Below are 20,752 nucleotides of genomic sequence, written 5' to 3'. Positions count from 1 at the left end.
ACTATTCTTCCGGCAGCTTGTCGTAAGCGTGCTTGGCGGGCACGCTGCCCTGATTGAAGCGCATCCCTTTATTACTGCCGCCCGCCCGCAGCTCATCGGTGCCCTCGCCGCCGTAGATGCGGACCCTAGGCTGCGCAGTGGCATTAACGCCGTGGTTTTCCACCGTGAAAACGTCATCTCCGCCGAGGCCTTCCAATTGAATCTGGTGCGTTTCGGCCGGCAGAAAGGCGCGGTGGTAGAACGGGACCGAGCCTGCCAACTGCGCCACCGAAGACACCACCACTACCGTGGAGTCGGCGTAGCGGTGAATCTCAAACCGTTCGGCTTTGGCGGTGCCGCCAATGACGGGGCGCCGGGCCAAGCGCCGGTACCAGCGCTCGGCCAGGGCGGGCAGCTCGGCGCGCCGGGTTTGGAGGGCGGCCGTGGTGCGTGGGCCTTCCAGCGCATAGGCCGCGGGTGGGAGGCGGCGCAGGGCCCGGGCCACGAGGGTATCGGGCAGGCGCTGCTGCAGGGCCTGGGCTGTGGCCTGGAACTGGGCGCGCGTCAACTCGTTCAGGCCCCGGTCATCAAGGTATTTGCCGTTGGAAAGCAGCGCTTCCTCGTTGGCAAAATGAGCTTTGAAGGTGGCCCAGTGCCGCAGGAAGAGGTGGCCGATGAGCCAGCCCAGCGCACCGTCGTCGAGGCGGTAATACACCATGTCGCGGTCCTTGGGCAGCGGCGCAATGCGGGTCTGGCCATTTGCGGCGGTGGCCAGCCAGTTCCATTGACCGGCGTGCCGGTCCCAGTCGCCCAGCCAGGCGTCGAGCAGTCGGGCCCGCAGCAGCGCGGCCTGGTCGAGGCGGTGCGTAGGCTTCTTAAACACTTCCCCGAACGCCTGCGTGCTGCTCAGTATCTCGCCCTGGGAGGCAACTGGCACCGAAGTTTTTTCTTCCAAGTACGCCAGCTGCCCGCGAAACAACCGCAGCGAGTCGCCCTGAAACAGCGGGTCCTCGGGGCGCACGTAGAACAGGCGCGGGGAGGTGTGGGGCACGCCCGCCGCCTCGGCCAGCGGCGGCACCGTGAGGGCGGCGTAGGGGTTGGTTGACGATACATTGTCGCGCAGCACGTTCACCAGAAAGGTTTTGCGCAGTGCCACCGGCGTGGCCCGGATGGGGTCTTTATCAACGGTGCGTAGCACGTAGCCTTTGCCGTCCACCGTCTTTAAGTTCAGGCTGGTGCTGTTGAAGCCACCGCCCACTTTGCCCGGAGTCAGGCCCTCGGGGTACACGTTGCTCAGGCGCAGCACCGGCACCGTAACCGGCGCGGCCCAGCTGCGCCGGTGGTGCTGGCCCACCAGCGCGCCGTACAAGCGGCCGTGGCGCGCGTATTGCCGGCCGGCCGTGGCGCCGCGCACGCTGTCGGTGGCGGCGGGCAGCGGCTGGGCGCGCACCGCATCGGGCCGGGCATCGGGTTGGAAGAAGTTTTTGCGGGCGCAGCCGCCGAGCAGGGCGCTCAGCGCGCCGAGCGCCAGCAGGGTGGCGAATAAACGAGGCGGCATCAAAGGCAAATTCAGCAATACAGTCGAGCCTTCAACGGGAGAGGCCCGGAAAAGGCTGGTTGGGTGGGGTAGAGACGCCATGGTTTGCGTCTCGTCGTTTGCTGGTGTTGTTATTGCTGCGCGGTTCTACGCGGCTCCGGTCGTTCAACGACGAGACGCAAAGTATTGCGTCTCTACAATTGTTCTTATGGCTTAATCGTCGTTCAGGCGCTCGTAGGCGCGGTATTTCTTGCGGGGCAGGCTGGGCCGGTTGGTCCCGGCGGCCGTCATGTCGGAGGCTTCGTCGTAGAGCTGCAGGCGGCGGGCGCTGCCGCTCAGCCGAAGCTGGTCGTGGCCCTGGCCGCCGTAGAGGCGCAGGGGCATGGGGCGCGCGGTGCCCAGCGTGGTCACCTCAAACACGTCGTCGCCGCCCAGAGCATCAAGACTCAGCAGGTGTGTCTCGTTGGCGAAGTAGGTGCGCCGGAAACGCAGGGAATCGCCGGCGTTGTGGCGGGCCAGGGAGGGCGAAAACACGCGCACGGTGGTGGAATCTGGGTAGCGGTTCACCACAAACCGCTCGGCCTGTGCGGTGCCGCCCAGGGTGGGGGCGCTCACCAGGGTCGAGTAAAACGCCTCGGCGGCGGCCGGCAGGGCGTTGCGGCGGGCCATGAGGTAGCCGGCCAGCCGCGGGCCTTCGAGGGCAAACACGGCGGGCGGCAGCCGGTGCAGGGCGCGCAGGATGAGCGTATCGGGCAGGCGGCGCTGCAAGTCGGCGGCGGTGCGCTGGAAATCGGCGCGCGTCATGGCCGAGAGGCCGCGCTCGTCGATGAAGCGGGCCTGCTTCACGAGGCCGGGCACGTAGCCGTAGGTTTTTTTGAAGGTGTGAAACTGCGGGGCGATGAACCGCCGCGCCGCCAGCCAGGGCATCAGGCCGTCATCGAACCGGAAATACACCTGGTCGCGGTCCTTGGGAATGGGCACGTAGCGCACGCGGCCGCCGCGCTCGCGGTACTCGGCCCATTCCCACTGGCCCTCGTGCCGGTCCCAGTCGCCGAGCCACACATCCAGCAGGCGAGCACGCAAAAAAGCGGGCTGGTCGATGCTATGGGAAGGGTGGGTGTACACCTTTTCGAGCATGGATTCGCCGCCCACAAAATCGGTGGCCCCGGCCAGGTCCGGCGTGCGCGAGGCCAGGGCGTCGTACTTCTCCTCCAGCAAAGCCAGCTTGCCCTGAAAGCGGGCCGAGCCTTCGCCCAGGCTGGTTTCGTCGGGGCGCACGTACACCAGGCGCGGGCGGGTGTGGGGCACGCCGGCCGCCGCGGCCAGCGGGGGCACGGTGAAGGCGCCGTAGGGGATGGCCGCCGAGGTGGCGTCGCGCACCGCGTTCAGCAGAAACGTGTTGCGCAGCACTTTGGGCAGGGTTTTGCTGGGCTCCTTGTCGAGGGCGCGCAGGGCAAACTCGCGCTTTTGGGGCCCCTCCAGGGTCATGCTGATGCTTTGGTAGCCGCCGCCCATCTTGCTGGGGCGCAGGCCGCCGGGCACGGCCGTGGCCAGGCGCAGCACGGGCGCCGTGACCGGGGCCGCCCACACATCGCGGTAGTGCCGCCCCCAAAACCAGTAGTACGGCCGCCAGTGCTGCGCGTAATGGCGGCCGGCGGCGGCCCGGACCGAGTCGACGCCCGCGGGCAGTGGGGCCGTGCTGCCGGGGCCCACGCGGGCATCGGGCGGGTAAAAATTGCGCCGGGCGCAGCCACTCACGAAAAGCCCGGTGAGGACCAGCAGGCAGAGGGCGGGGCGGCGTAGATACAAAGGCGGCATCCAGTGAAAAAGGACGGGAAGGATGAACCTTTAACGCAGGTGCGCCGCAAAAGTCGGCTCCGCGCAAGCCGGGCCATAACCGTAGGCCCGTGGTTTGGAGTATACGCAACTCATCCTTCGCCTTCGGCCCGCCCAGTGGCCTCCGGCCCCGACCACCTTGCCACGTCTGTTTCCATTGTCTCGCGCGGGTTCGATACGGGTTTGGGGCACGCTGGCCACCGTGGCGGCCGTGGTGGGCCTGTGGCTGGGCGGCTGCTCGCACACGGCCCCGCCCGGCAGCGCCATTGCCCAGTGGTCGCCCGATTCGGCATCGGTGCGGCTGGCGGCCGGGCCGCAGTACGCGCGCGGGCCGGTGTGGCGGTTTTTCTGGGGGGCGCACTACCGCCAGCTGTGGGCCACGCCGGTCACGGTGCCCGTCATCCGGCTGGCCCAGGCCGAGTTGGACAGCCTCACGCCCCTGCGCGCCGGCGGCAGCTACCAGAGCCGCACCCTGCGCCTGCGCACGGCCAAGGGCCACCAGTTCGTGCTGCGCTCCGTGGACAAGGACATGAGCCGCGCCCTGCCCGCCGGCTGGATTCGTACCCTGCTCAGCCCCCTCATGCGCGACCAGACCAGCGTGTCGCACCCCTACGGCGCCTACGTGGCCGCCGAGTTGGCCGAGGCCGCCGGGGTGTACCACGCCAACCCGCACCTGGTGTACATCGCCAACGACCCGGCGCTGGGCAAGTTCCAGCCCGGCTACGCCAATGCCCTGTACCTGCTGGAAGAGCGGGCCGAGGGCAACCAGGAGCACCAAGCCAGCTTCGGCGGCTCGCGGGCCATTTTCAACTCGCGCCGCATGCTCACGTCATTGCGGGAGCGGCCCAGCCACCGGCCCGATGCCCGCGCCTACCTGCGCGCCCGCCTGCTCGATATGTGGCTCGGCGACTGGAGCCGGCGCGAAGACCAGTGGCGCTGGGCCAGCTTCGTGGAGCGCGGGGGCGTGGTGTTCCGGCCCATTCCGCGCGACCGGGACCAGGCCTTTTTCCGGTTCGATGACGGGCTGATTACGCGCCTCCTGTCGTGGTTCCTGCCCAAGTTCCAGACCTTTCACGCCACCATCAAACCCGGCAGCGTGGAGGGCCTCACCCGCACCGCCCGCGCCCAGGACCGCACGTTGCTCAGCTCCCTCACCGCCGAAGATTTCCGGCAGGAAGCCGACACGCTGCAGCGCCGCCTCAGCGACGCGGCCATTGCCAACGCCCTGAAAGCCGGCCCGCCCGAAACGCGGGCCGACATCGCGGCGCATCTGGGCCCGATGCTGCGGGCCCGGCGGGCGCAGCTGCCGGCGGTGGCCCGCCAGTATTTCCAGCTGCTGGCCGCCGAGGCCTGGGTGGTGGGCTCCGACCGCGCTGAGCGATTTGAGCTGTCGGGCGCGGGGCCGGGCCGCCTGCGGGTGCGCCAACTGGCCATCCGGCCGGCGAAAGCCGACAGCCTGATTTCGGAGCGGGTGTATGCGCAAGCAGAAACCAAGCAACTAAACCTGTACGGCCTGGCCGGCAACGACGTATTTGCCGTGGACCCCAGCGCCGCCGTGGGCATTGCCGTGAGTATTTATCCCGGCGAGGGCCGCGATGAAATGGCCGTAACGAACGCGGCAAACGCGTCACTTAAAGACATCACGTGGTTTATAACCCCCAACGGCACCGCTCCGCAAGCGCCGGGCCTAAAGGTGGAGCCCGACCCACAACCAAGCTTAACTACCAATGGTAAAGGCTGGCTGCAACGCTACAATCTGCGTGATTGACGGCACCAAATTGAATGCTTTGGGAGTGAGGTAGAGACGCAAAATATTGCGTCTCGTCGTTGAATAACTGGCGCTTGCACGGTGCGAACGGAATCCGACAAGCACCAAACGGTGCGGACGACGAGATGCAAAATATTGCGTCTCTATCCCCGTTCAGCATAATTAAAACAGCAGCCCGGCCAGCGGGTCGGCGCCGTCCAGCGTGCCGGTGCTGCTCAGCACCCGAAACCGGGCAAACAGCTCCTCGCCGTACCAGTTTTCGGCGCGCGTGAGCTTGATAACTTCGCGGTGCCGGACGTCGCGGTACGCGTATTCCTGCATAGCTCGGGCTGATTCCCAGACGCTGAACGTGGCCTGCCGCACCACCGGCAGTTCGCCCAGCCCGATGGCGGCCCGCACGCCCGCGGCCTCGGCCAGGGCCGCGCTGGTGGGCTCCACATATTGCCAGAAGCGCGGCGTCTTGCGCAGGCGAATGCTGGCGCGGGTGAGCACGGCCAGGGGCGCGCCCTCGGAAGCAGGGGGCGGGCCGGGAGAGTAATCAAACGGCGTCTGGCCGTCCCAGAGGCCGTGGGCTTTGAGCGGGGCCAGGGCCACGGTCCACAGCTCGGCGCTGCGCTGCTGATAATTGGCCCACAGCGGGTGCTGGTTAAAAAACGTGTCGGCGGCGGCGGCATCGGCCCACACGGCCATGAGCCCGTAGCGGTCCAGGTTGGGCCAGAAGCCGAAGCCGTTGCGGGCGCCGCTGCCCATGAGCTTGAAAAACGTGAGCCCCGGCACCTGGGCCAGGCGCGCGGGCGAGGTGCCCATCTGGGCCAGGCCCCAGCGCCGCTGGCCGGGCCGGAGGGTGAAGACGGTGAGGGTGGTGTGCGGCATCAGGGGCAAAAAGGCCGCGGCTAAAACCGCAGGTCCAGAGGGCAAACAACAAAAAAAGGCCGGAATTGCTTCCGGCCTTTTAAACGGTTAGTCCGGAATGTTACTCCGGAATGACGACCGATTGACGGTCGGCGCTGGGCTGGTCGCGCTCGCCGGTGATGACGGCTTTCACGTAAGTGTAGGCACGCAGCAGGGTGGAGTTGGGCGAATCCCAGAATTCGCCCTTGTCAATGGTCACGCGCAGCAGGGCGATGTTGGGGTCGTCGGAACCTTTGGGGAACCAGCCGCGCAGGCCTTCGCTCCACAGTTCTTTGATTTTGGCGCGGTCCGTCACCACTTGCGCGGTGCCGTTGATGGCCACGTAGGTGTTGGCGCCGGGGTCAGAATAGCCCAGGTTCACGTGGCGGTCCTGCTGCAGCTCGCCCACTTTCTGCGAATCCTGCTCGGTGAAGAACCACAGCGTGCCGTCGGCTTCCGGCTCGGAGGTGTACATGGGCCGCGAGTGCAGCTCGGTGCCCCGCTCGATGGTGGTCATCATGGCAATTTTGATGTCCTTGATTTTTTCGACGAGCTTGGTTACGTCGTGGCTTACGGCAACTTGGTCGGCCATGGGAATAGGGTGTTTGGGGAAAGATGAATCAGAAACGGATGGTTGGGTTTACGGCCCGGGCCCGTTCTTGTTTCCGGCCGCGTAGACTTTCGGCCTGCTCCGCGGTTTCAGCTATTGTGAATTTTCTGGCCCATCTTTTTCTGTCCGGCTCGCCCGCGGCACCCGCTTACGCCGATGTCCTCGTGGGACAGTTCATTGCCGACTCGGTGCCCGGCAAGCAGCTCGAAACCTACCCGCCCGGCGTGCAAACCGGCATCCGCCTGCACCGGGCCATCGACACCTACACCGACCAGCACCCCATGGTGCGCCGCAGCACCCAGCGCCTGCGCGAAGCCGGCTACGGCAAGTACGCCGGCGTGATTTCCGACATGTTTCTGGACCATTTTCTGGCCCGCAACTTCGCGGATTTTTCCGCCGAAAGCCTGCCCGATTTTACCCGGCGCGTATTCGCTTTGCTCACCGCGCGGCAGGCCGAAATGCCGGCGCGGGTGCAGCAATTCCTGCCGCACCTCACGCAGCACAACTGGCTGCTAGGCTACGCGCAGACGGAAGGCATCCGGCGCGCCTTGAGTGGCCTGAGCCGCCGGGCCACAGCTGGCTCGGGCATGGAAACGGCGGTAGCGGAGCTGGAAGCGAACTACGCGGCTTATGGAGCGGATTTTCAGGAGTTTTTTCCGCAATTGCAAAGCATGGTGGTCACGTTTTTGGACAGCGCGTGAGGCAAGGCACGGAAACGGGCACCCAGAAGCCAGCCCGGCAGCCACCTAATGCAAAAGGAAGTCGGAGTTGGGCAGAAACGGCCGTTTCTGCCCAACTCCGACTTCCTTTTGCACAGAAACGGCCGTTTTTGCCCAACTCCGACTCCTGCCAGCGCAGGTGCGGCCGTTTTCGCGCTTTTCCGGCTTCCTTTTGCACAGAAACGGCCGTTTTTGCCTAACTCCGGCGGCTTCTTGGGCAGAAACGGCCGTACCTACGCAGCTCCGGCCTAGTGGTGGTGGCCGCCTTCGCCGTGCACGTGGCCGTGGGCCAGCTCCTCGGCGGTGGCGTCGCGCACGTCCTGAATTTTGCCGTGGAAGTGCATCACCATGCCGGCCAGGGGGTGGTTGAAGTCCATTTGCACCGCCGTGTCGCCGATGCTTACCACCTTGGCTTGCATGTGGTTACCTTCGTTGTCGGCCATGGGCAGGAAGTTGCCGGGCTGCAGCATTTCCTCGTCCAGCTTGCCGTCGATGAGGAAGACTTCTTTGGGGATTTCGACCAGCGCCTGCTCGTCGTAGTCGCCGTAGGCCTGGTCGGGGGTGAGGCTGAACTGAAACTCGTCGCCGGGGTTTTTGCCGTCGAGCTGGGCCTCGAATTCTTCGGGCAGGCCGCTGTGGCCGAACAGGAACACCATCGGCGCGTCGGCTTCGGCCGATTCCACCAATACTTTTTCCTGGTTTTCGTCGGTCACGCTGAGGTCGTAGGTGATGGTGACAACTTTTTTGTCGCTGATTGCGGCCATAAGCATACGGGCCGGGCAAGCCGGCCGGGGAGTGGGTGGTAAGAAAAATTTACGGGCAAGATAAGTACGCAAAACCGGGCGGTGAAGCCAACCCCGGCGCCGCTTTTTGCGGGAGGCCGCCCGGCACCGGCCGTAACCTCGTCCTTTTGGCTGCGTTAAGCCGGCAGAAGGTGGCGGCTTCTGGCTGGCTTTTACCCACATCCTTCCCCTTATTCTTTCCTGAGTTTATGCGCAAACTGATTCCGGTGCTGCTGAGCGGCGCCCTGCTGGCCGGCTGCCAGTCCAACGAACCCAAAACCGAACGCGAAGCCGTGAACAAAGAAGCCGTCGTGACGTCCGGCTCGGACAGCTCTGCTGTCTCGGCCCCGCCTGTGCCTACCAGCGGCAGCCCCAAGCTGCTCTTCACGCTCGACGAGGCCCACAACACCCCCGACGGCCTCGCCCTGGCCCCCAACGGCAACCTGATTCTCTCGGTGCCCAATCTGGCCGACAACAGCCAGCCCGCCTCGCTGATGGAGATTGTGGGCAATGAAATCCGGCCCTTCGCCACCAATCTGCCCGTGGAACCGACCACCAAAAAAGCCGCGCCCATGGACCTGGCCTTCGGGCCCGACGGCAACCTGTACTACGCCGAAAACCAGTACGAAAACAGCAAGGATTTCAAATCGCGCCTGATGCGGGTGGAAATGAAAAACGGCAAGCCCGGCGCCATCACCACCGTGGTCGACCACTTCGCCCTGGCCAACGCCGTGGTGTGGAAGGGCAACACCATTTACGTGACCGACAGCCAGTGGGACCTGCCTAATAATGACAAAGGCAGCGCCATTATGCATTTCACCCTTGATGAGTTGAACAAGGGCACGGTGCACCTCCAGCCCAAAACCCTGGACCCGCACGTGTTGGCCACCTTCAGCACGACGGTGAACGAAACCGGCGTCGACAACGGGGCCGACGGCCTGGACTACGACAGCAAGGGTAACTTTTACACCGGCTCCTTCGGCGATGGCAAGCTGTACAAAGTCTCGCTAAAGCCCGATGGCACGCTCGCCCGGCAGGAAACGCTGACGCTGGAAGGCAAGCAGATTCCGTGCGTGGACGGCCTCATCATCGACCGCACCACGGATAAAATGTACCTCTGCAACTCGCGCGAAAACGCCATTGAAGTGGTAGACCTACGCAACGGCAACACCGTCACCACGCTGGCCCAAAACGGCGACACCGACGGCGCCGGCGGCCTCCTCGACCAGCCCGCCGAAGTGCTGCTGAAAGGCAAGCGGCTGTACGTTTCGGACTTCGACAAGCCAGAGAAAAAATTTGTGAACGCGAAGTCGGACGCGCCGCACACCATGTCGGTGATTGACCTGCCGTAATGCCAGGCGAAATGCACCCCTGACAATCGAGTGCGTTGTGAATAAACAGAAAGACGGCAGGCTGTTTAGATTGCCGTCTTTACTGTTGCGCCGGGCAGGAACTTCGGAACTGGTGGGGCGTAAAAGCCTCAGTCCTGCAGCTCCCAGGCCGAGCGGTAGCCGCCGATGCGCTCGATGTACTCCAGCATGGCCTTGAAAAACGGGTGCGCGCTGAGCGTGGACGAGTCGCCCACGAGCAGCAGCTTCTTGCGGGCGCGGGTCATGCCCACGTTCATGCGCCGAATGTCGCTCAGGAAGCCAATTTCGCCGTGCGAGTTGCTGCGGGTGAGGGTGATGGCAATGATGTCGCGCTCCTGGCCCTGAAACGAATCCACGGTGCCCACGCTCAGCATGCGGTGCTCCATGAGACCGGCCAGCTCGTCGTTGCCCTCGATGGCGTCCTTCAAATAGTTGATTTGGGCGCGGTAGGGGGCAATTACGCCGATGGTGAGCAGGTCTTCTTCGTGTTCGGCGGGGTCGTAGGGTTCCAGCAGCTGGGCGAGGCGCTTGAGCAGCAGGTCGGCTTCTTCGGGGTTGGCGGTGGAGCGGCTTTCCGGGATGGTGATTTCCTGGAAGCCGAAGCCGGCCGTGTCGAGGAACTCCACCGGCAGGTCGGGGGCAAAGCTCAGGTCGTAGGCGTCGAGGCCGGCGTGGCGCACGGTGTCGTGGGCCACCAGCTGGCCGTCGTAAAACTGCTCCGAGTTGAATTCCATAATCTGCTCGTGCATGCGGTACTGCACCGTGAGCATGCGGGCCGTGGCCGGCTGGCGCTTGATGCACTTTTCGAACAGGGTTTCGCGCAGACCGTCGCGGGCGGCTTTTTCGCTCTTCACCGTGGGCGGCAGCTGGTGGTGGTCGCCGGCCAGCACCACGCGCTTGGCCTTGGCAATGGGAATCCAGCAGCCCGGCTCCAGGGCCTGGGCGGCTTCGTCGATGAACACCGTTTCGTAGGTCAGGTGCCGGATGTTGCGGTTGCTGGCGCCCACCAGCGTGCACGTTATCACCTGCACCTGCTCCAGCAAATCCTCGGTGATGTAGCGCTCCAGGTCGTCGGCCTGCTGAAACAGCAGGCGCGCGTCCTCCTTCAGCTGGCGCCGCTGCTGCTGCTCTTCGTAGCCGAAGTTGCGCACGTATTTGCCCGCCATTTCGCGGTATTGCTCGGCCGTCTGGCGCATCGAGCGCAGTTCGTTGTAGCTTTTGTGGGCAAACACCTGGGCGTCGAGCGTGTGCTCGAGCAGCAGGTCCGACACGCGGCTGGGGTTGCCCATGCGGATGACGTTGACGCCGCGCTCGGCCAGCTTTTCGGTCAGCAAGTCCACAGCCGTGTTGCTCGGGGCGCACACCAGCACCCGCCGCTCGCGCCGGATGGTTTCGAGAATGGCCTGCACCAGGGTGGTGGTTTTGCCGGTGCCGGGCGGGCCGTGGATGATGGCCACGTCCTGGGCGGCCATCACGTGGCGCACGGCGGCCAGCTGCGACTCGTTCAGCGGGCTGGGGTAGTACAAGTCCTCGACTTTTTCGTCGCGGAAACGGGCTTCCTTGGCGCCCAGCAGCACGTCGCGCAGCTCGGCCAGGCGGTCGCCGTAGGCGCCCATCACCTTGCCCAGCGCGTAGTCCATCTCGCGGTAGCTCACCTCGTCAAAGGTGAGGTCGATGCCCAGCTTGCCGCCTTCCAGCACCCAATCGGGCAGGTCTTCCTTGGTGGTGGCCAGCAGCAGCTTGTTGCGCCGCACGCTGGTGATGACTCCTGAGAGGGTGGGCCGGTCGGTGGCCGCGCGGCCGGAGACGTTGCCAAACAGCGAAGCATTTTTGCCCACCTGGAACAGGTGCAGGCCCTGCTGCCCGGCTGGCCGCTCCAATTCGAGCACGATTTTGCCGCCGAAGCCGATGTCTTCCTTGGTGATGGTGACGGGGTACCAGGTGAGGCCGCGCTGTTGGCGCTCGGCAATGCTGGCCTTGGCGTTTTTGAGCTTGAACTGCTCCAGGTCTTCCTTCTGCTCGAGCTGCATGAGGGCCTGCACGTGGCGCAGCTCCTTTTCGAGGGCGTAAGGGTCGGAAGGGGTGAAGGTGAGGTCGGACAAAAGAAAGCGGGTTGGGTTCGTTGAAAGGGTAACAACGAAAACGGGAAATGAGTGGCGAAGGTCGCGCACATTTATGTAAGCCGCGGCAGTGTTTCGGTTTTCGTGGCAACGATGCCGGCCGCGCCCGCGACGATGGCAGCGGAGGCGTCAAGCGCAGCTGCTGCGACGTCATGTCATGCTGCTGAGGTGGCGAGAATGTTTGCCATGACGTCATGTCATGCTGCCGGGGTGTCAAGCATCCGGGCTGGGGCGTCAGCAATAGTGGCGGAGTTGACATGCTTGGCTGCCGAGCCGACAAGCAGGATTTCCGGGCTGAGAAGGGCCGTGGGCGGGGCGGCAACGCCAACCAATGGGCCCGTGGCCACCTCTGCGGGTCGTTTTATTCCTTACACTTCCAGCTTCTGCCCCTGAATGGCTTTGGCCATCAGCTCCGGAAACTTGGCCGGTGTGCAGGCGAAACTGGGGATGCCCAGGGCCCCCATTTTCTCGGCCGCGCCGCGGTCGAAGCTGGGGGCGCCGTCGTCGCTCAGGGCCAGCAGCACCACCACCGTCACGCCGGCGGCTTTGAGGGCGGCGGCGCGCTTTATCATCTCGGCCTCGCCAGCGCCTTCGTACAAGTCGCTGATTAGAATGAGAATGGTGTCTGTGGGGCGGGTGATGAGCTGCTCGCAGTAACGCAACGCCCGAGGCGTGTCGTTGCCACCGCCCAGCTGCACGCCGAACAGGATGTCCACCGGGTCGTGGAGGTTTTGGGTGAGGTCTACCACGGCCGTGTCGTACACCACCATGTGGGTTTTTACCGCTTTCAGCGACGCCAGCACTGCCCCGAATATGCCCGCGTACACCACCGACGTGGCCATCGAGCCGCTTTGGTCCACGCAGAGCACGATTTCCTTCAGGGCCTGCCCGCGCCGCCCGAAACCCACCAGCCGCTCCGGAATCACGGTTTTGTGCGCCGCCTGGTAGTGTTTCAGGTTGGCCTTGATGGTGGCGCCCCAATCGATTTCGTGGTAGCGCGGGCGTGGGTTGCGCACGGCCCGGCTCAGGGCGCCCTGCACGGCCTGGCGCAGCGGGTTGCTGAGCTTCTTTTCCAGCTCGCGCACCACGTTGGTGATGACTTCGCGGGCGGTGGCTTTGGCCTTCTGCGGCATCACCCGGCTCAAGGACATGAGCGTGGCCACCAAATGCACATCGGCCTGCACGGTGCGCAGGATTTCGGGTTCCAGCAGCAGCTGGTTGAGACCCAGGCGGGTCATGGCGTCCTGCTGCATCACGGCCACCACTTCGGTGGGAAAATACGCCCGAATGTCGCCCAGCCAGCGGCTCACGCGCGGCGCCGAGGCGCCCATGCCCACCTTGCGGTTGTCCTTGTCGCTGTCGTAAAGAGCGGTGAGCACGTCGTCCATGCGGCCGTAGTCGGGCGGCATGGTCACGGCGTTTTCCGCATCGGCAGCGGAGCCGAGGACGAGTTTCCAGCGGGTTGGAGTGGTGGATGACATGGAAGTGAGGAGTGTTTACAGGCCGTCATGCTTCGCTGCGCTCGGCATGACGGCCATCTATTGTTCTTAAATAAATTAACTAAGCTCACACCCCCAGCAGCTCCCGCAGCCCCGGCAGCACCCGCGCCCCGCGCTCCCAGTCAACATCAACTTCCGCCGCCGACGCCGGAGCGACTGCATCGGCACTGGCAATTTCCAGAATCTTCCGCCGCTCGGGCAGCGAAAAGTTGGTGAAGGCGCGGCGCAGCAGGGGCACAATTGCGCGGAAAGTGTCCTCGTTGAGGTCGCTCAACCACTGGTCGAGCAGGTCGAAAAGCTGGCGATGGTAAATGAGCAGCAGGCCGCTGCCGCGCAGGAAACCCTCAATCCAGGCGGTGGCGTAGTCGGTGGGCTGGGCAGGGGCCAGGGCCAGACCCAGGAAGGTGGCCGTGGCGTCGGCATCAGCTTGCTGGGCGTCGAAGAGCAGGCGGGTTGCGGCGCCGGCCAGCAGGCCGTTGCTGGCGGCGTTGCGCTGCACGGCGGCCAGGGCAGCGTACCAGTCGGCCTCGTGCGCGTCGTTTTGGAGCAGGCGGATGGCCTGGTGGGTGGCTTCGATGCGTTCCAAAAGAGCTTTGGCGGCCTCGTAATCAAGCCCGGCGCAGGCAGCGGGTAGGCCAATGCACAGGCGCGGCACCAGCTGCTGCACCACCTGGGCCACTTGGGCGGTGTCGGTGCGGCGCACGTTGCCGTAGCGCAGCACCTGGGTCAGCGGGGGCAGGGCGGCTAGCAAATGGGTCACGTCGCGGGTGTCGACCCCGATGGTTTCGAGCCGGCCCACCAGCGCCGGAATGGCCGCGCCCAGGTCGGCGCGCAGGGCATCTTCCAGCAGCTTGCTCACGGCTTCGAGGCTGGTGGCCTCGGCGGCACGGGCGGTGGCGCGGGCGGCGGCGGCGGCCAGCACGGTGTTGCCCCAGCGGCCGGCTTCGATGACGGAGAGGGCCATTTCGGGCTCCCATTCCAGCGTCCACAGCTCGTGGAAGGTGCCGCTTTTGCCGGCCGCTTCCTGCGGCTCGCCCCAGTTGATGGCCAGCAAGCGCAGGCGGTGCAGCAGGTGGCTGCGGTCGAGCTGGGCGGGCTGGCGCAGGTCGAGGTCCAGGTCTTTGGGCAGGGCTTCGGGCTTGAGGCGCAGGGTTTTTTGCTGCTGGGCCAGGTCCTGCTGCAAGGGCGTGGCGGGCAGGCCGGGCGGCACTTCGCCCAGCTTCACGCCAATCACCAGTTCCTTGTGCACCAGGGCCAGCGGCTCGGCGTAGCCGCCGCCCAGGATGGCCACGGCGGCTTCCTGCAGCTCGTCGATGCCCGGCAGCGCCAGCCCGCGCACGGCGGCCAGCGCCGCCGCCAGCCGCACGCCCTCAATGGCGTGGGCCGAGGAGGTTTCCACGTCTTGCCCGCGCAGCAGGCGGGTGGCGCGCACCATCCAGTGGGTCAGGACTTCCGCGCGGGGCTGGGCAAACAGCAGCTCGTACCAGGCCGGCGAAAGCACGCCCGCCCCGTAGCCCGAGCTGAAGGACAGCCGCTCGTAGGTCCAGGGAATCCAGGTGGTTTCGGTGGGTACTTTTTTCAGTCCTTTGAGCCGGGCCTTGTCTTCTTTTTTCAGCAGCTCGGCGCGCAGCACGGGGGCGTGCCAGGCCCCGCACACCACCGCCACGCGGGCATAACCCTGGGCCAGGGTGGCGCGCAAGGTTTCGCGCATAAAGGCCTCGCGGAGCAGGGTTTCCTCGGTTTCGGGGCGGGCCAGTTCTTCGCGCAGGGCCGTCATCAGGTCCAGCACCACGGCGAAGGTGTCGGCGTTGCCGGGCGCATGTTCGAGGTGGGTTTCCCACCACTGTTCAGAGTCAGAGTAGCCGGCCAGACGGGCAATGTAGGCCACGGGGTCGGTGTCGGGTTCCGGCTTATTCTGTTCACACTCCGCAACTGCACTTGGTCCTGCTTCCAAAATAAGCGGAGAGGTGGGCGTTTCTGGTGGGGGCGAAACCGGCTCCACTTGGGGGTTGGTATCGTTAGTCGGAGATTGTTGTGCTGCAGCATTCCGCATGCCAAATCGCAGCGCCATCGGCAAATCCATGCAGCGCACGTGTGCCGCGTTGCGGGCGCACCAGTGCACCGCCTGCCACTCCGGCGAGAACTCGGCAAACGGCAAAAACGACGCCTGGCCCTGCTGTTTGGGATTATACGCCAGCAGCGCCACGGGCGGCACCAACTCGGGGTTGGTGGCAGTGGCCAGGGCAGCTTCGGCATCGGCGGGGCACTCCAGCAGCACGATGTCGGGCCGGAAAGCTTCGAGGGCGGCCACGAGGCTGGCGGCGCTGCCGGGGCCGTGGTGGCGAATGCCGAACAGGCGGAGGTCGGTGGGCATAGGTGGGCGGGAAGGCAGGTGAACGAGGCGCAGTGGCAAGCGGATGGAACTGCCGGAAAACGCCGAATTATATAGGCGGTGGCGTGATTTTGAGAAATGACTGATGCGAGATGGACCCTGACCGTTAGCTGCCCCGATAAAGCACGTCGGTGCGTAGCACGTATTTGCGGCCCTCGGTCACGGCGCAGCCCTTATGGCGCAGCTCGTGCCGGAAGCAGAGGGCTGCGCCCCGTTGCGGGGCCACAGTCAGGGTTTCAAATTCAGTTTCGCCACCCACAAAACCATCATTCAGATACAGCAGAAACGTCCAGCGGCTGGCAATGTCGGCACTGGGGCGAATGCGGCCGTCCTTGTGCTTGTTGAACCGCTCGCCAACATCGTAGCGGTAGAAACGGAAATGGTCGTGCAAGCCCACGGCGGGCGCGCCATCGGGCTCAGTGGGCAGAAACTGCCGGGCGCGGAGCCAGAACGAATCGGCCAGGGCCGCATCAGCATATTCGAGCCGGAAATTGTTGCGAATGCCTTTGATGAGCTCAGACCCGGCACTGGTCGCCACGCCCGCCTCGGCGTAGCCAAGCTGCTCGCTGCGGGCAATTAGCGCGGCGCATTCGGCGGGCGACAAGAAATCGGGGATTTCAAGGATTGAGTCGGTGAGGCGATGCACGAGCATGAAGACCGATGGGAAGTGTTGGAGTGGAAAATTCCTGAAGCGGCGGCGGGGTTAGCTGGGTAAGCTGGCGGGTGGTAGCGCTGCCAGCCAGCTGGCCACGGCGCCCCTGTTTTTGATGCTGTTGGAAAAGTAGCTGAAAGAAATCCGGCGCACGAAGGATGCGCCCACGGCGGCTTCGAGGGCCGCCAGGGTATCGGCAAAATGCAGTAGCGAAGGGGCGGCTGGTAGCTCCAGCAAGCGGTTCTGCACGCGCAGGCTCGTGGTGGATGACCCAAAAAAATTGCCGGCAGTCGTGTTTTCTACGTTCCCGAAACGGATATCCCAGCTTTGGCCATTGCCCCGGGCCGCGCCGTACACCGAAACGGCCAGCTCCAGGCGCTGCGCCTTTTCGGCCGGCGAAAGCTCAAAGGCAAACCGCTTCTTTCCATCGGTCGAGAGCTCGAACGAAGCCTGCCAGGTGGGGGCCGGGGGCACTTGCAGGCCAATTTGCCGGGCCCAGATGAGCGAATCGGTTTGGGGAAGTAGCTGCTGAAAGTAGTGGTCGACTGCCGAAGCCAGCGGCGCCAATTCGGCCGCTTCCGGGAAGAACCTATAGTTGCGGCGCAGCAAATTCAGGTCGGTCCAGCCTGCCGCCAACGCCTCGGTGGTGAGCTGGTCGAGGGCCTGCAACGCCTCTTCGCTGCGGGCCAGCGACAGCAGCGCCACGCTGTACCAGTAGCCGATGATGTCGTAGTAAGGCCGCGCCCAGGGTTGGTACTGCGGCAGCACGCGGGCCACCAGCGCCACCACCGTCGGCTGCTGGCTGAAGGGCAAAAGGCGATTGGCGGCAGCACGGTTGAGTGGCGCGTGCACAAAGCTGTCGAGCTTGCGGATGAAGCCGGCCGCTTCATGCTGCTCCGTTGGGAGTAGGCCCGCGGCCTGATGCTGGTAGATAGGACCGAGTTCCCGCATGTAAAAGGTGGGATGAAGGGGGTGGATGGCCTTGACAGCGACTAATACGGAACCCGCGTCAGGGGGCTAGGTGGCGGGGAGAAGTTGGGCAAGGATGCAAATCAATAAAATCCCGCCCAACCCATAGCGCGCCTTACCGGAATCTTTCGGCGATTAGCTCCATGTTGATGAGTGCGCCAGCCTTGCCCCCAGCCGCCACAGCGGCCGAAACTGCCCGAAACGGCGTGGTGGCGTCGCCGGCCGCGAACAAGCCGGACACGCCGGTGCGCTGCATATCATCGACCTGCACGTGTCCCATTTCCGTGAAGGCGCAGCCCAATTGCCGCGCCAGAGTACCGGCCTGCTCAAACGGCACGCGGGCAAACACCGCGTCGAGCGGATGGGCAGCCCCCCCGGCCAACTGCAGAGCCTGCAATTGCCCCCGAGTATGGGCAATGCCGGCGAGTGGCGTTTCCACCACGGCGATGCCGTGGCGGGCCAGCGCCTGCTGCTGGTCAGGATTGAGCGTGGCGAGGCCATCGGTGAAGAGGGTGAGCCGGGGCGACCAATTGTGAATCAGGCGGGCAAATTCGAAGCCCACGTCGCCGTTGCCGATGACGCCCAGGCGCTGGTCGCGCACCTCGTAGCCGTGGCAGTAGGGGCAGTGCAGCACCGAGATGCCCCAGCACTCGGCAAAGCCGGGCAGCGCGGGCATCTGGTCGACGACGCCCGTGGCGAGCAGCAGCTTCGGGGCCGTGAAGCAGGACCCAGCGGCCGTTTCGACTTGGAAACCGTCCGCCACGGCGGTGGCAGCAATGGCCTCCTCAGCCCGCAACTCGACGGTGGGGTAATGGCCAACTTGCTCGATGGCCTGGGCGCGCAGGGCGGCCGGCGTGGCCCCGTCCTGGGTGAGGAAGTTGTGGGAGTGGGGCGTTTGGCGGTTGCAGGGCCGGCCGGCGTCGAGCAGGAGCACGCGGCGGCGGGAGCGGCCCAGCGCCATGGCGGCGGAAAGGCCGGCGTAGCTGCCGCCAATGATAATGGCGTCGAAATCAAGCATGGGGAGGGAAGAAAACAGCCGCGCGACCTGCGGGCCGTTTGGAGTGACGCGAGCGGGCTGCTTCCCTTACAGCTATAGTAATGCTGCAGCAGCTACGAAGCTGGTGGCACTGCGCAGGGGAATAGGATGTTCTGACTACCGTCGCAAAACAAAATTGGAGCATCGCAGAACCGAATTGGAGCGCCGGGCACCGGATTTGGCGCAGCGCAAAGCGACGTTGGAGGAGGCCAGAGCGGGATTGGAGCGGCGCAAAATGGCCATGGATGGTCGCAAAGCGGGTTTGGAGGCGCCGGGGAGATGGTAGTTGGGGGCGGGAGCGGTTTGGAGTGGGGCAGGGCAGGAGTGGAGCGGTTTGGGGCAGAAGCGGGGGCTACGGCAAGGGTGTTTTTGGATTGTTTTAATGGGCGAAGCTTGCAAGTGGCGCGGTGCCCGAGCCAGAGGCTCTAATCCTGTAGGCAGCGCGTCGTAGACGCGCGCCAGCGGAGCAGGTTTGGCGTTGTGTGACTCGTGCCGGCACGGGGTAGTTCCCGTGTTAATTCTTGAAAATGAAGCTAAGAAAAACCTGAAGTCGTGACAGCAGAGTACGGGGACGGCGAAACTCTATTTCGTCAGCTGAGAGCTCTGGCGTTTCAGCTGCCGCTTTATAGTTTAATTGCCAGAGGGGAATTGACTGGCAAACCGTTTCAGCAAATTCTTTTGTCAGGTAGTTCGTATAGTTGTAATTGCTTCGTGAATTTGATGGATAATGCTCATTAAATTTGGCAATAGCGGTTGGGTCGTAGCAGACTTTGGGACGCAAATTCTCCACCAGCCGGACGTCGATTGTCAAGGTGATATAGCGTCTGGATTTACGATGCAACCCCACCACTATAATCCGTTGACACATTCCGCCATACCAATCAATGACGTAAACTTTCGCCCCCGGCGCAAAATGCTTGGTGCCCAAGCGGATTTCTGCCCCACCGGGCCCGTAATGCCGTTCCCGAATGATGTTAGCAACGGCCGTCCAGCATGGTTTTGGGGTTTCTACGGCAGAGGATGCGGCAGAAGTATCCATCATAATTAGCTTATGCTTCAGGGTTGCTTTTGAAATAGTTGGCTAGTCTGATTTTAATAATTCGCTTGACTTCTGTGTCATTTGCAAGCGGAATAATATCACGCAATGCTTCGGCAGAAATATTCTCAGCGGCATGAACCAGTGACCATTCTACTTCATAGGTAGAAGCATCGTGCGGAGGACCTAAATTAATTAAAGCAAGGGAGTGGCTTGGCTCTAAAGGCTCGGTAAGCTGCTGAAGAAGCTTGTCGAACTCTTGCAATGGAAACGTGTCAATGGCTGCCGTTCTGTCGTCCGGCAATGGTCCCATTTCCTTAAGGCGGGCAATAATTTCAGCGTTGTTCACTACTCCACCACCTCCCGGCACGCGCGGTACAAATCCTTCCAGCCCTCGCGCTCCTTCACCACGGTTTCGAGGTATTCCAGCCAGACCACGCGGTCGGGGGCGGGGTCTTTGATGACGGCGCCGGTGAGGCCGGCGGCCAGGTCGTGGGCGCGCAGGGTGCCATCGCCGAAGTAGGCGGCCAGGGCCAGGCCGGCGTTCATCACCGAGATGGCTTCGCCGGTGCTCAGCGTGCCGGTGGGCGACTTGAGCTTGGTTTTGCCGTTGTCGGTGACGCCGGCGCGCAGCTCGCGGAACACGGTGACGAGGCGGCTGATTTGCTCCAGCGCGGGGGCCTCCACGGGCAGCTGCAGGGCCCGGCCCTGCTTGGCCACGCGGGTTTGCACGATGTGCACTTCCTCGGCCAGCGTGGCGGGCAGGGGCAGCACCACGGCGTTGAAGCGGCGGCGCAGGGCGCTGCTCAGCTCGTTCACGCCGCGGTCGCGGTCGTTGGCCGTGGCAATGACGTTAAAGCCCTGGGTGGCCTGGATTTCGGTGCTCAGCTCGGGGATGGGCAGCACTTTTTCCGACAGCATGGTGAGCAGCGTGTCCTGCACGTCGGAGGGGATGCGGGTGAGTTCTTCGATGCGGACGAGCTGGCCGGTTTCCATGCCTTTGTAGAGCGGGCTGGGCACGAGGGCGCCCAGGGAAGGGCCTTCGGCGAGCAGGCGGGCGTAGTTCCAGGAGTAGCGCAGGCTGTCTTCGGCGGTGCCGGCGGTGCCCTGCACCAGCAGGTTGGTGTGCCCGCTGATGGCGGCGGTGAGGTGCTCGCTCACCCAGCTTTTGGCCGTGCCGGGCACGCCGAGCAGCAGCAGGGCGCGGTCGGTGGCGAGGGTGGCCACGGCAATTTCCATCAGCCGCCGCTGGCCGATGTACTTGGGCTCGATTTCGAAGCCGTTATCGAGCTTGCCGCCCAGCAAATACGTCACCACGGCCCAGGGCGAGAGCTGCCAGCCCGGCGGCTTGGGGCGAGCGGTATCGAGGCTTTTGAGGGCGGCGAGCTCTTCGGCGTAGAGGTCTTCGGCGTGGGGGCGGAGCAGGGCGGGCGTCATGGGGTTTGGGGGATGTAGAGACGCAATATCTTGCGTCTCGTCGTTGCTGATGTTGTTTCGCGGGCTCGGTTTGGGGTGGTTCGGCGCGGTTCCTGTCGTTCAACGACGAGACGCAAGAT

The 20,752-nt window shown here is 64.4% G+C and carries 17 protein-coding genes; 3 read left to right on the top strand and 14 right to left on the bottom strand.

All coding sequences use genetic code 11. The features are described from left to right. Position 1 precedes the first annotated feature (1 nt). Together I2H31_RS04890 and I2H31_RS04885 are read right to left on the bottom strand one after the other, a co-directional pair. A complete protein-coding gene (locus tag I2H31_RS04890; RefSeq protein ID WP_196291887.1) occupies positions 2 to 1,537 on the bottom strand; it encodes a hypothetical protein in 1,536 nt (511 codons plus the stop codon). Positions 1,538 to 1,729: 192 nt separating this feature from the next. Further along, a complete protein-coding gene (locus I2H31_RS04885) occupies positions 1,730 to 3,334 on the bottom strand; it encodes a hypothetical protein (protein ID WP_196291886.1) in 1,605 nt (534 codons plus the stop codon). 175 nt (positions 3,335 to 3,509) lie between these two features. Here I2H31_RS04885 and I2H31_RS04880 point away from each other — a divergent pair, with 175 nt between their 5' ends. After that, complete coding sequence (locus I2H31_RS04880) at positions 3,510 to 5,120, top strand: hypothetical protein (protein ID WP_196291885.1); 1,611 nt, start codon at positions 3,510 to 3,512, stop codon at positions 5,118 to 5,120. A gap of 162 nt (positions 5,121 to 5,282) precedes the next feature. On the opposite strand, the gene I2H31_RS04875 is transcribed toward I2H31_RS04880, so the two are convergent. Further along, the gene (locus tag I2H31_RS04875; protein ID WP_230687482.1) at positions 5,283 to 5,993 is read right to left on the bottom strand and encodes a spheroidene monooxygenase; all 711 of its coding nucleotides are present in this window, start codon (positions 5,991 to 5,993) and stop codon (positions 5,283 to 5,285) included. Between the two features lie 100 nt (positions 5,994 to 6,093). Beyond that, entirely contained in the window at positions 6,094 to 6,603 is a 510-nt protein-coding gene (locus I2H31_RS04870; RefSeq protein ID WP_196291884.1) for a pyridoxamine 5'-phosphate oxidase family protein, read from the bottom strand. Between the two features lie 116 nt (positions 6,604 to 6,719). On the opposite strand from I2H31_RS04870, the gene I2H31_RS04865 reads away from it, so the two are divergent. Next, positions 6,720 to 7,322, top strand: a complete 603-nt coding sequence (locus tag I2H31_RS04865) for an acyl carrier protein phosphodiesterase (protein ID WP_196291883.1) — start codon at positions 6,720 to 6,722, stop codon at positions 7,320 to 7,322. Between the two features lie 266 nt (positions 7,323 to 7,588). On the opposite strand, the gene I2H31_RS04860 is transcribed toward I2H31_RS04865, so the two are convergent. Next, on the bottom strand, positions 7,589 to 8,104 hold the full coding sequence (locus I2H31_RS04860; protein WP_196291882.1) for an FKBP-type peptidyl-prolyl cis-trans isomerase: 516 nt from the start codon (positions 8,102 to 8,104) through the stop codon (positions 7,589 to 7,591). Between the two features lie 227 nt (positions 8,105 to 8,331). Here I2H31_RS04860 and I2H31_RS04855 point away from each other — a divergent pair, with 227 nt between their 5' ends. Further along, positions 8,332 to 9,474, top strand: a complete 1,143-nt coding sequence (locus I2H31_RS04855; protein ID WP_196291881.1) for an SMP-30/gluconolactonase/LRE family protein — start codon at positions 8,332 to 8,334, stop codon at positions 9,472 to 9,474. Positions 9,475 to 9,602: 128 nt separating this feature from the next. Here the strand turns inward: I2H31_RS04855 and I2H31_RS04850 are convergent, their stop codons facing one another. The 9 genes from I2H31_RS04850 to I2H31_RS04810 all read right to left on the bottom strand — a co-directional run bounded on the left by I2H31_RS04850 (position 9,603) and on the right by I2H31_RS04810 (position 20,633). Next, positions 9,603 to 11,594 (bottom strand): AAA domain-containing protein, encoded by a 1,992-nt coding sequence (locus I2H31_RS04850; RefSeq protein WP_230687481.1) that lies wholly within the window; start codon positions 11,592 to 11,594, stop codon positions 9,603 to 9,605. 386 nt (positions 11,595 to 11,980) lie between these two features. Beyond that, complete coding sequence (locus tag I2H31_RS04845; RefSeq protein ID WP_196291880.1) at positions 11,981 to 13,093, bottom strand: VWA domain-containing protein; 1,113 nt, start codon at positions 13,091 to 13,093, stop codon at positions 11,981 to 11,983. A gap of 85 nt (positions 13,094 to 13,178) precedes the next feature. Continuing rightward, the gene (locus I2H31_RS04840; RefSeq protein ID WP_196291879.1) at positions 13,179 to 15,485 is read right to left on the bottom strand and encodes a DUF5682 family protein; all 2,307 of its coding nucleotides are present in this window, start codon (positions 15,483 to 15,485) and stop codon (positions 13,179 to 13,181) included. 124 nt (positions 15,486 to 15,609) lie between these two features. Beyond that, complete coding sequence (locus I2H31_RS04835) at positions 15,610 to 16,155, bottom strand: prolyl hydroxylase family protein (RefSeq protein ID WP_196291878.1); 546 nt, start codon at positions 16,153 to 16,155, stop codon at positions 15,610 to 15,612. Between the two features lie 51 nt (positions 16,156 to 16,206). After that, entirely contained in the window at positions 16,207 to 17,106 is a 900-nt protein-coding gene (locus tag I2H31_RS04830) for a hypothetical protein (RefSeq protein WP_196291877.1), read from the bottom strand. Positions 17,107 to 17,239: 133 nt separating this feature from the next. After that, a complete protein-coding gene (locus I2H31_RS04825; protein WP_196291876.1) occupies positions 17,240 to 18,142 on the bottom strand; it encodes an NAD(P)/FAD-dependent oxidoreductase in 903 nt (300 codons plus the stop codon). A gap of 532 nt (positions 18,143 to 18,674) precedes the next feature. Next, positions 18,675 to 19,202: a hypothetical protein gene (locus I2H31_RS04820; protein ID WP_196291875.1), complete on the bottom strand. Its 528-nt coding sequence runs from the start codon at positions 19,200 to 19,202 to the stop codon at positions 18,675 to 18,677. Between the two features lie 7 nt (positions 19,203 to 19,209). Then, on the bottom strand, positions 19,210 to 19,545 hold the full coding sequence (locus I2H31_RS04815; protein WP_196291874.1) for a hypothetical protein: 336 nt from the start codon (positions 19,543 to 19,545) through the stop codon (positions 19,210 to 19,212). Then, complete coding sequence (locus tag I2H31_RS04810; RefSeq protein WP_196291873.1) at positions 19,545 to 20,633, bottom strand: ATP-binding protein; 1,089 nt, start codon at positions 20,631 to 20,633, stop codon at positions 19,545 to 19,547. Before I2H31_RS04810 ends, I2H31_RS04815 begins: the two co-directional genes overlap by 1 nt. Positions 20,634 to 20,752: the final 119 nt, after the last annotated feature.

The organism is Hymenobacter ruricola, from assembly GCF_015694525.1.
Classification (GTDB): domain Bacteria; phylum Bacteroidota; class Bacteroidia; order Cytophagales; family Hymenobacteraceae; genus Hymenobacter; species Hymenobacter ruricola.
Note: the sequence above shows the minus strand (reverse complement) of the source record. Positions and strands in the feature narration are given on the sequence as shown.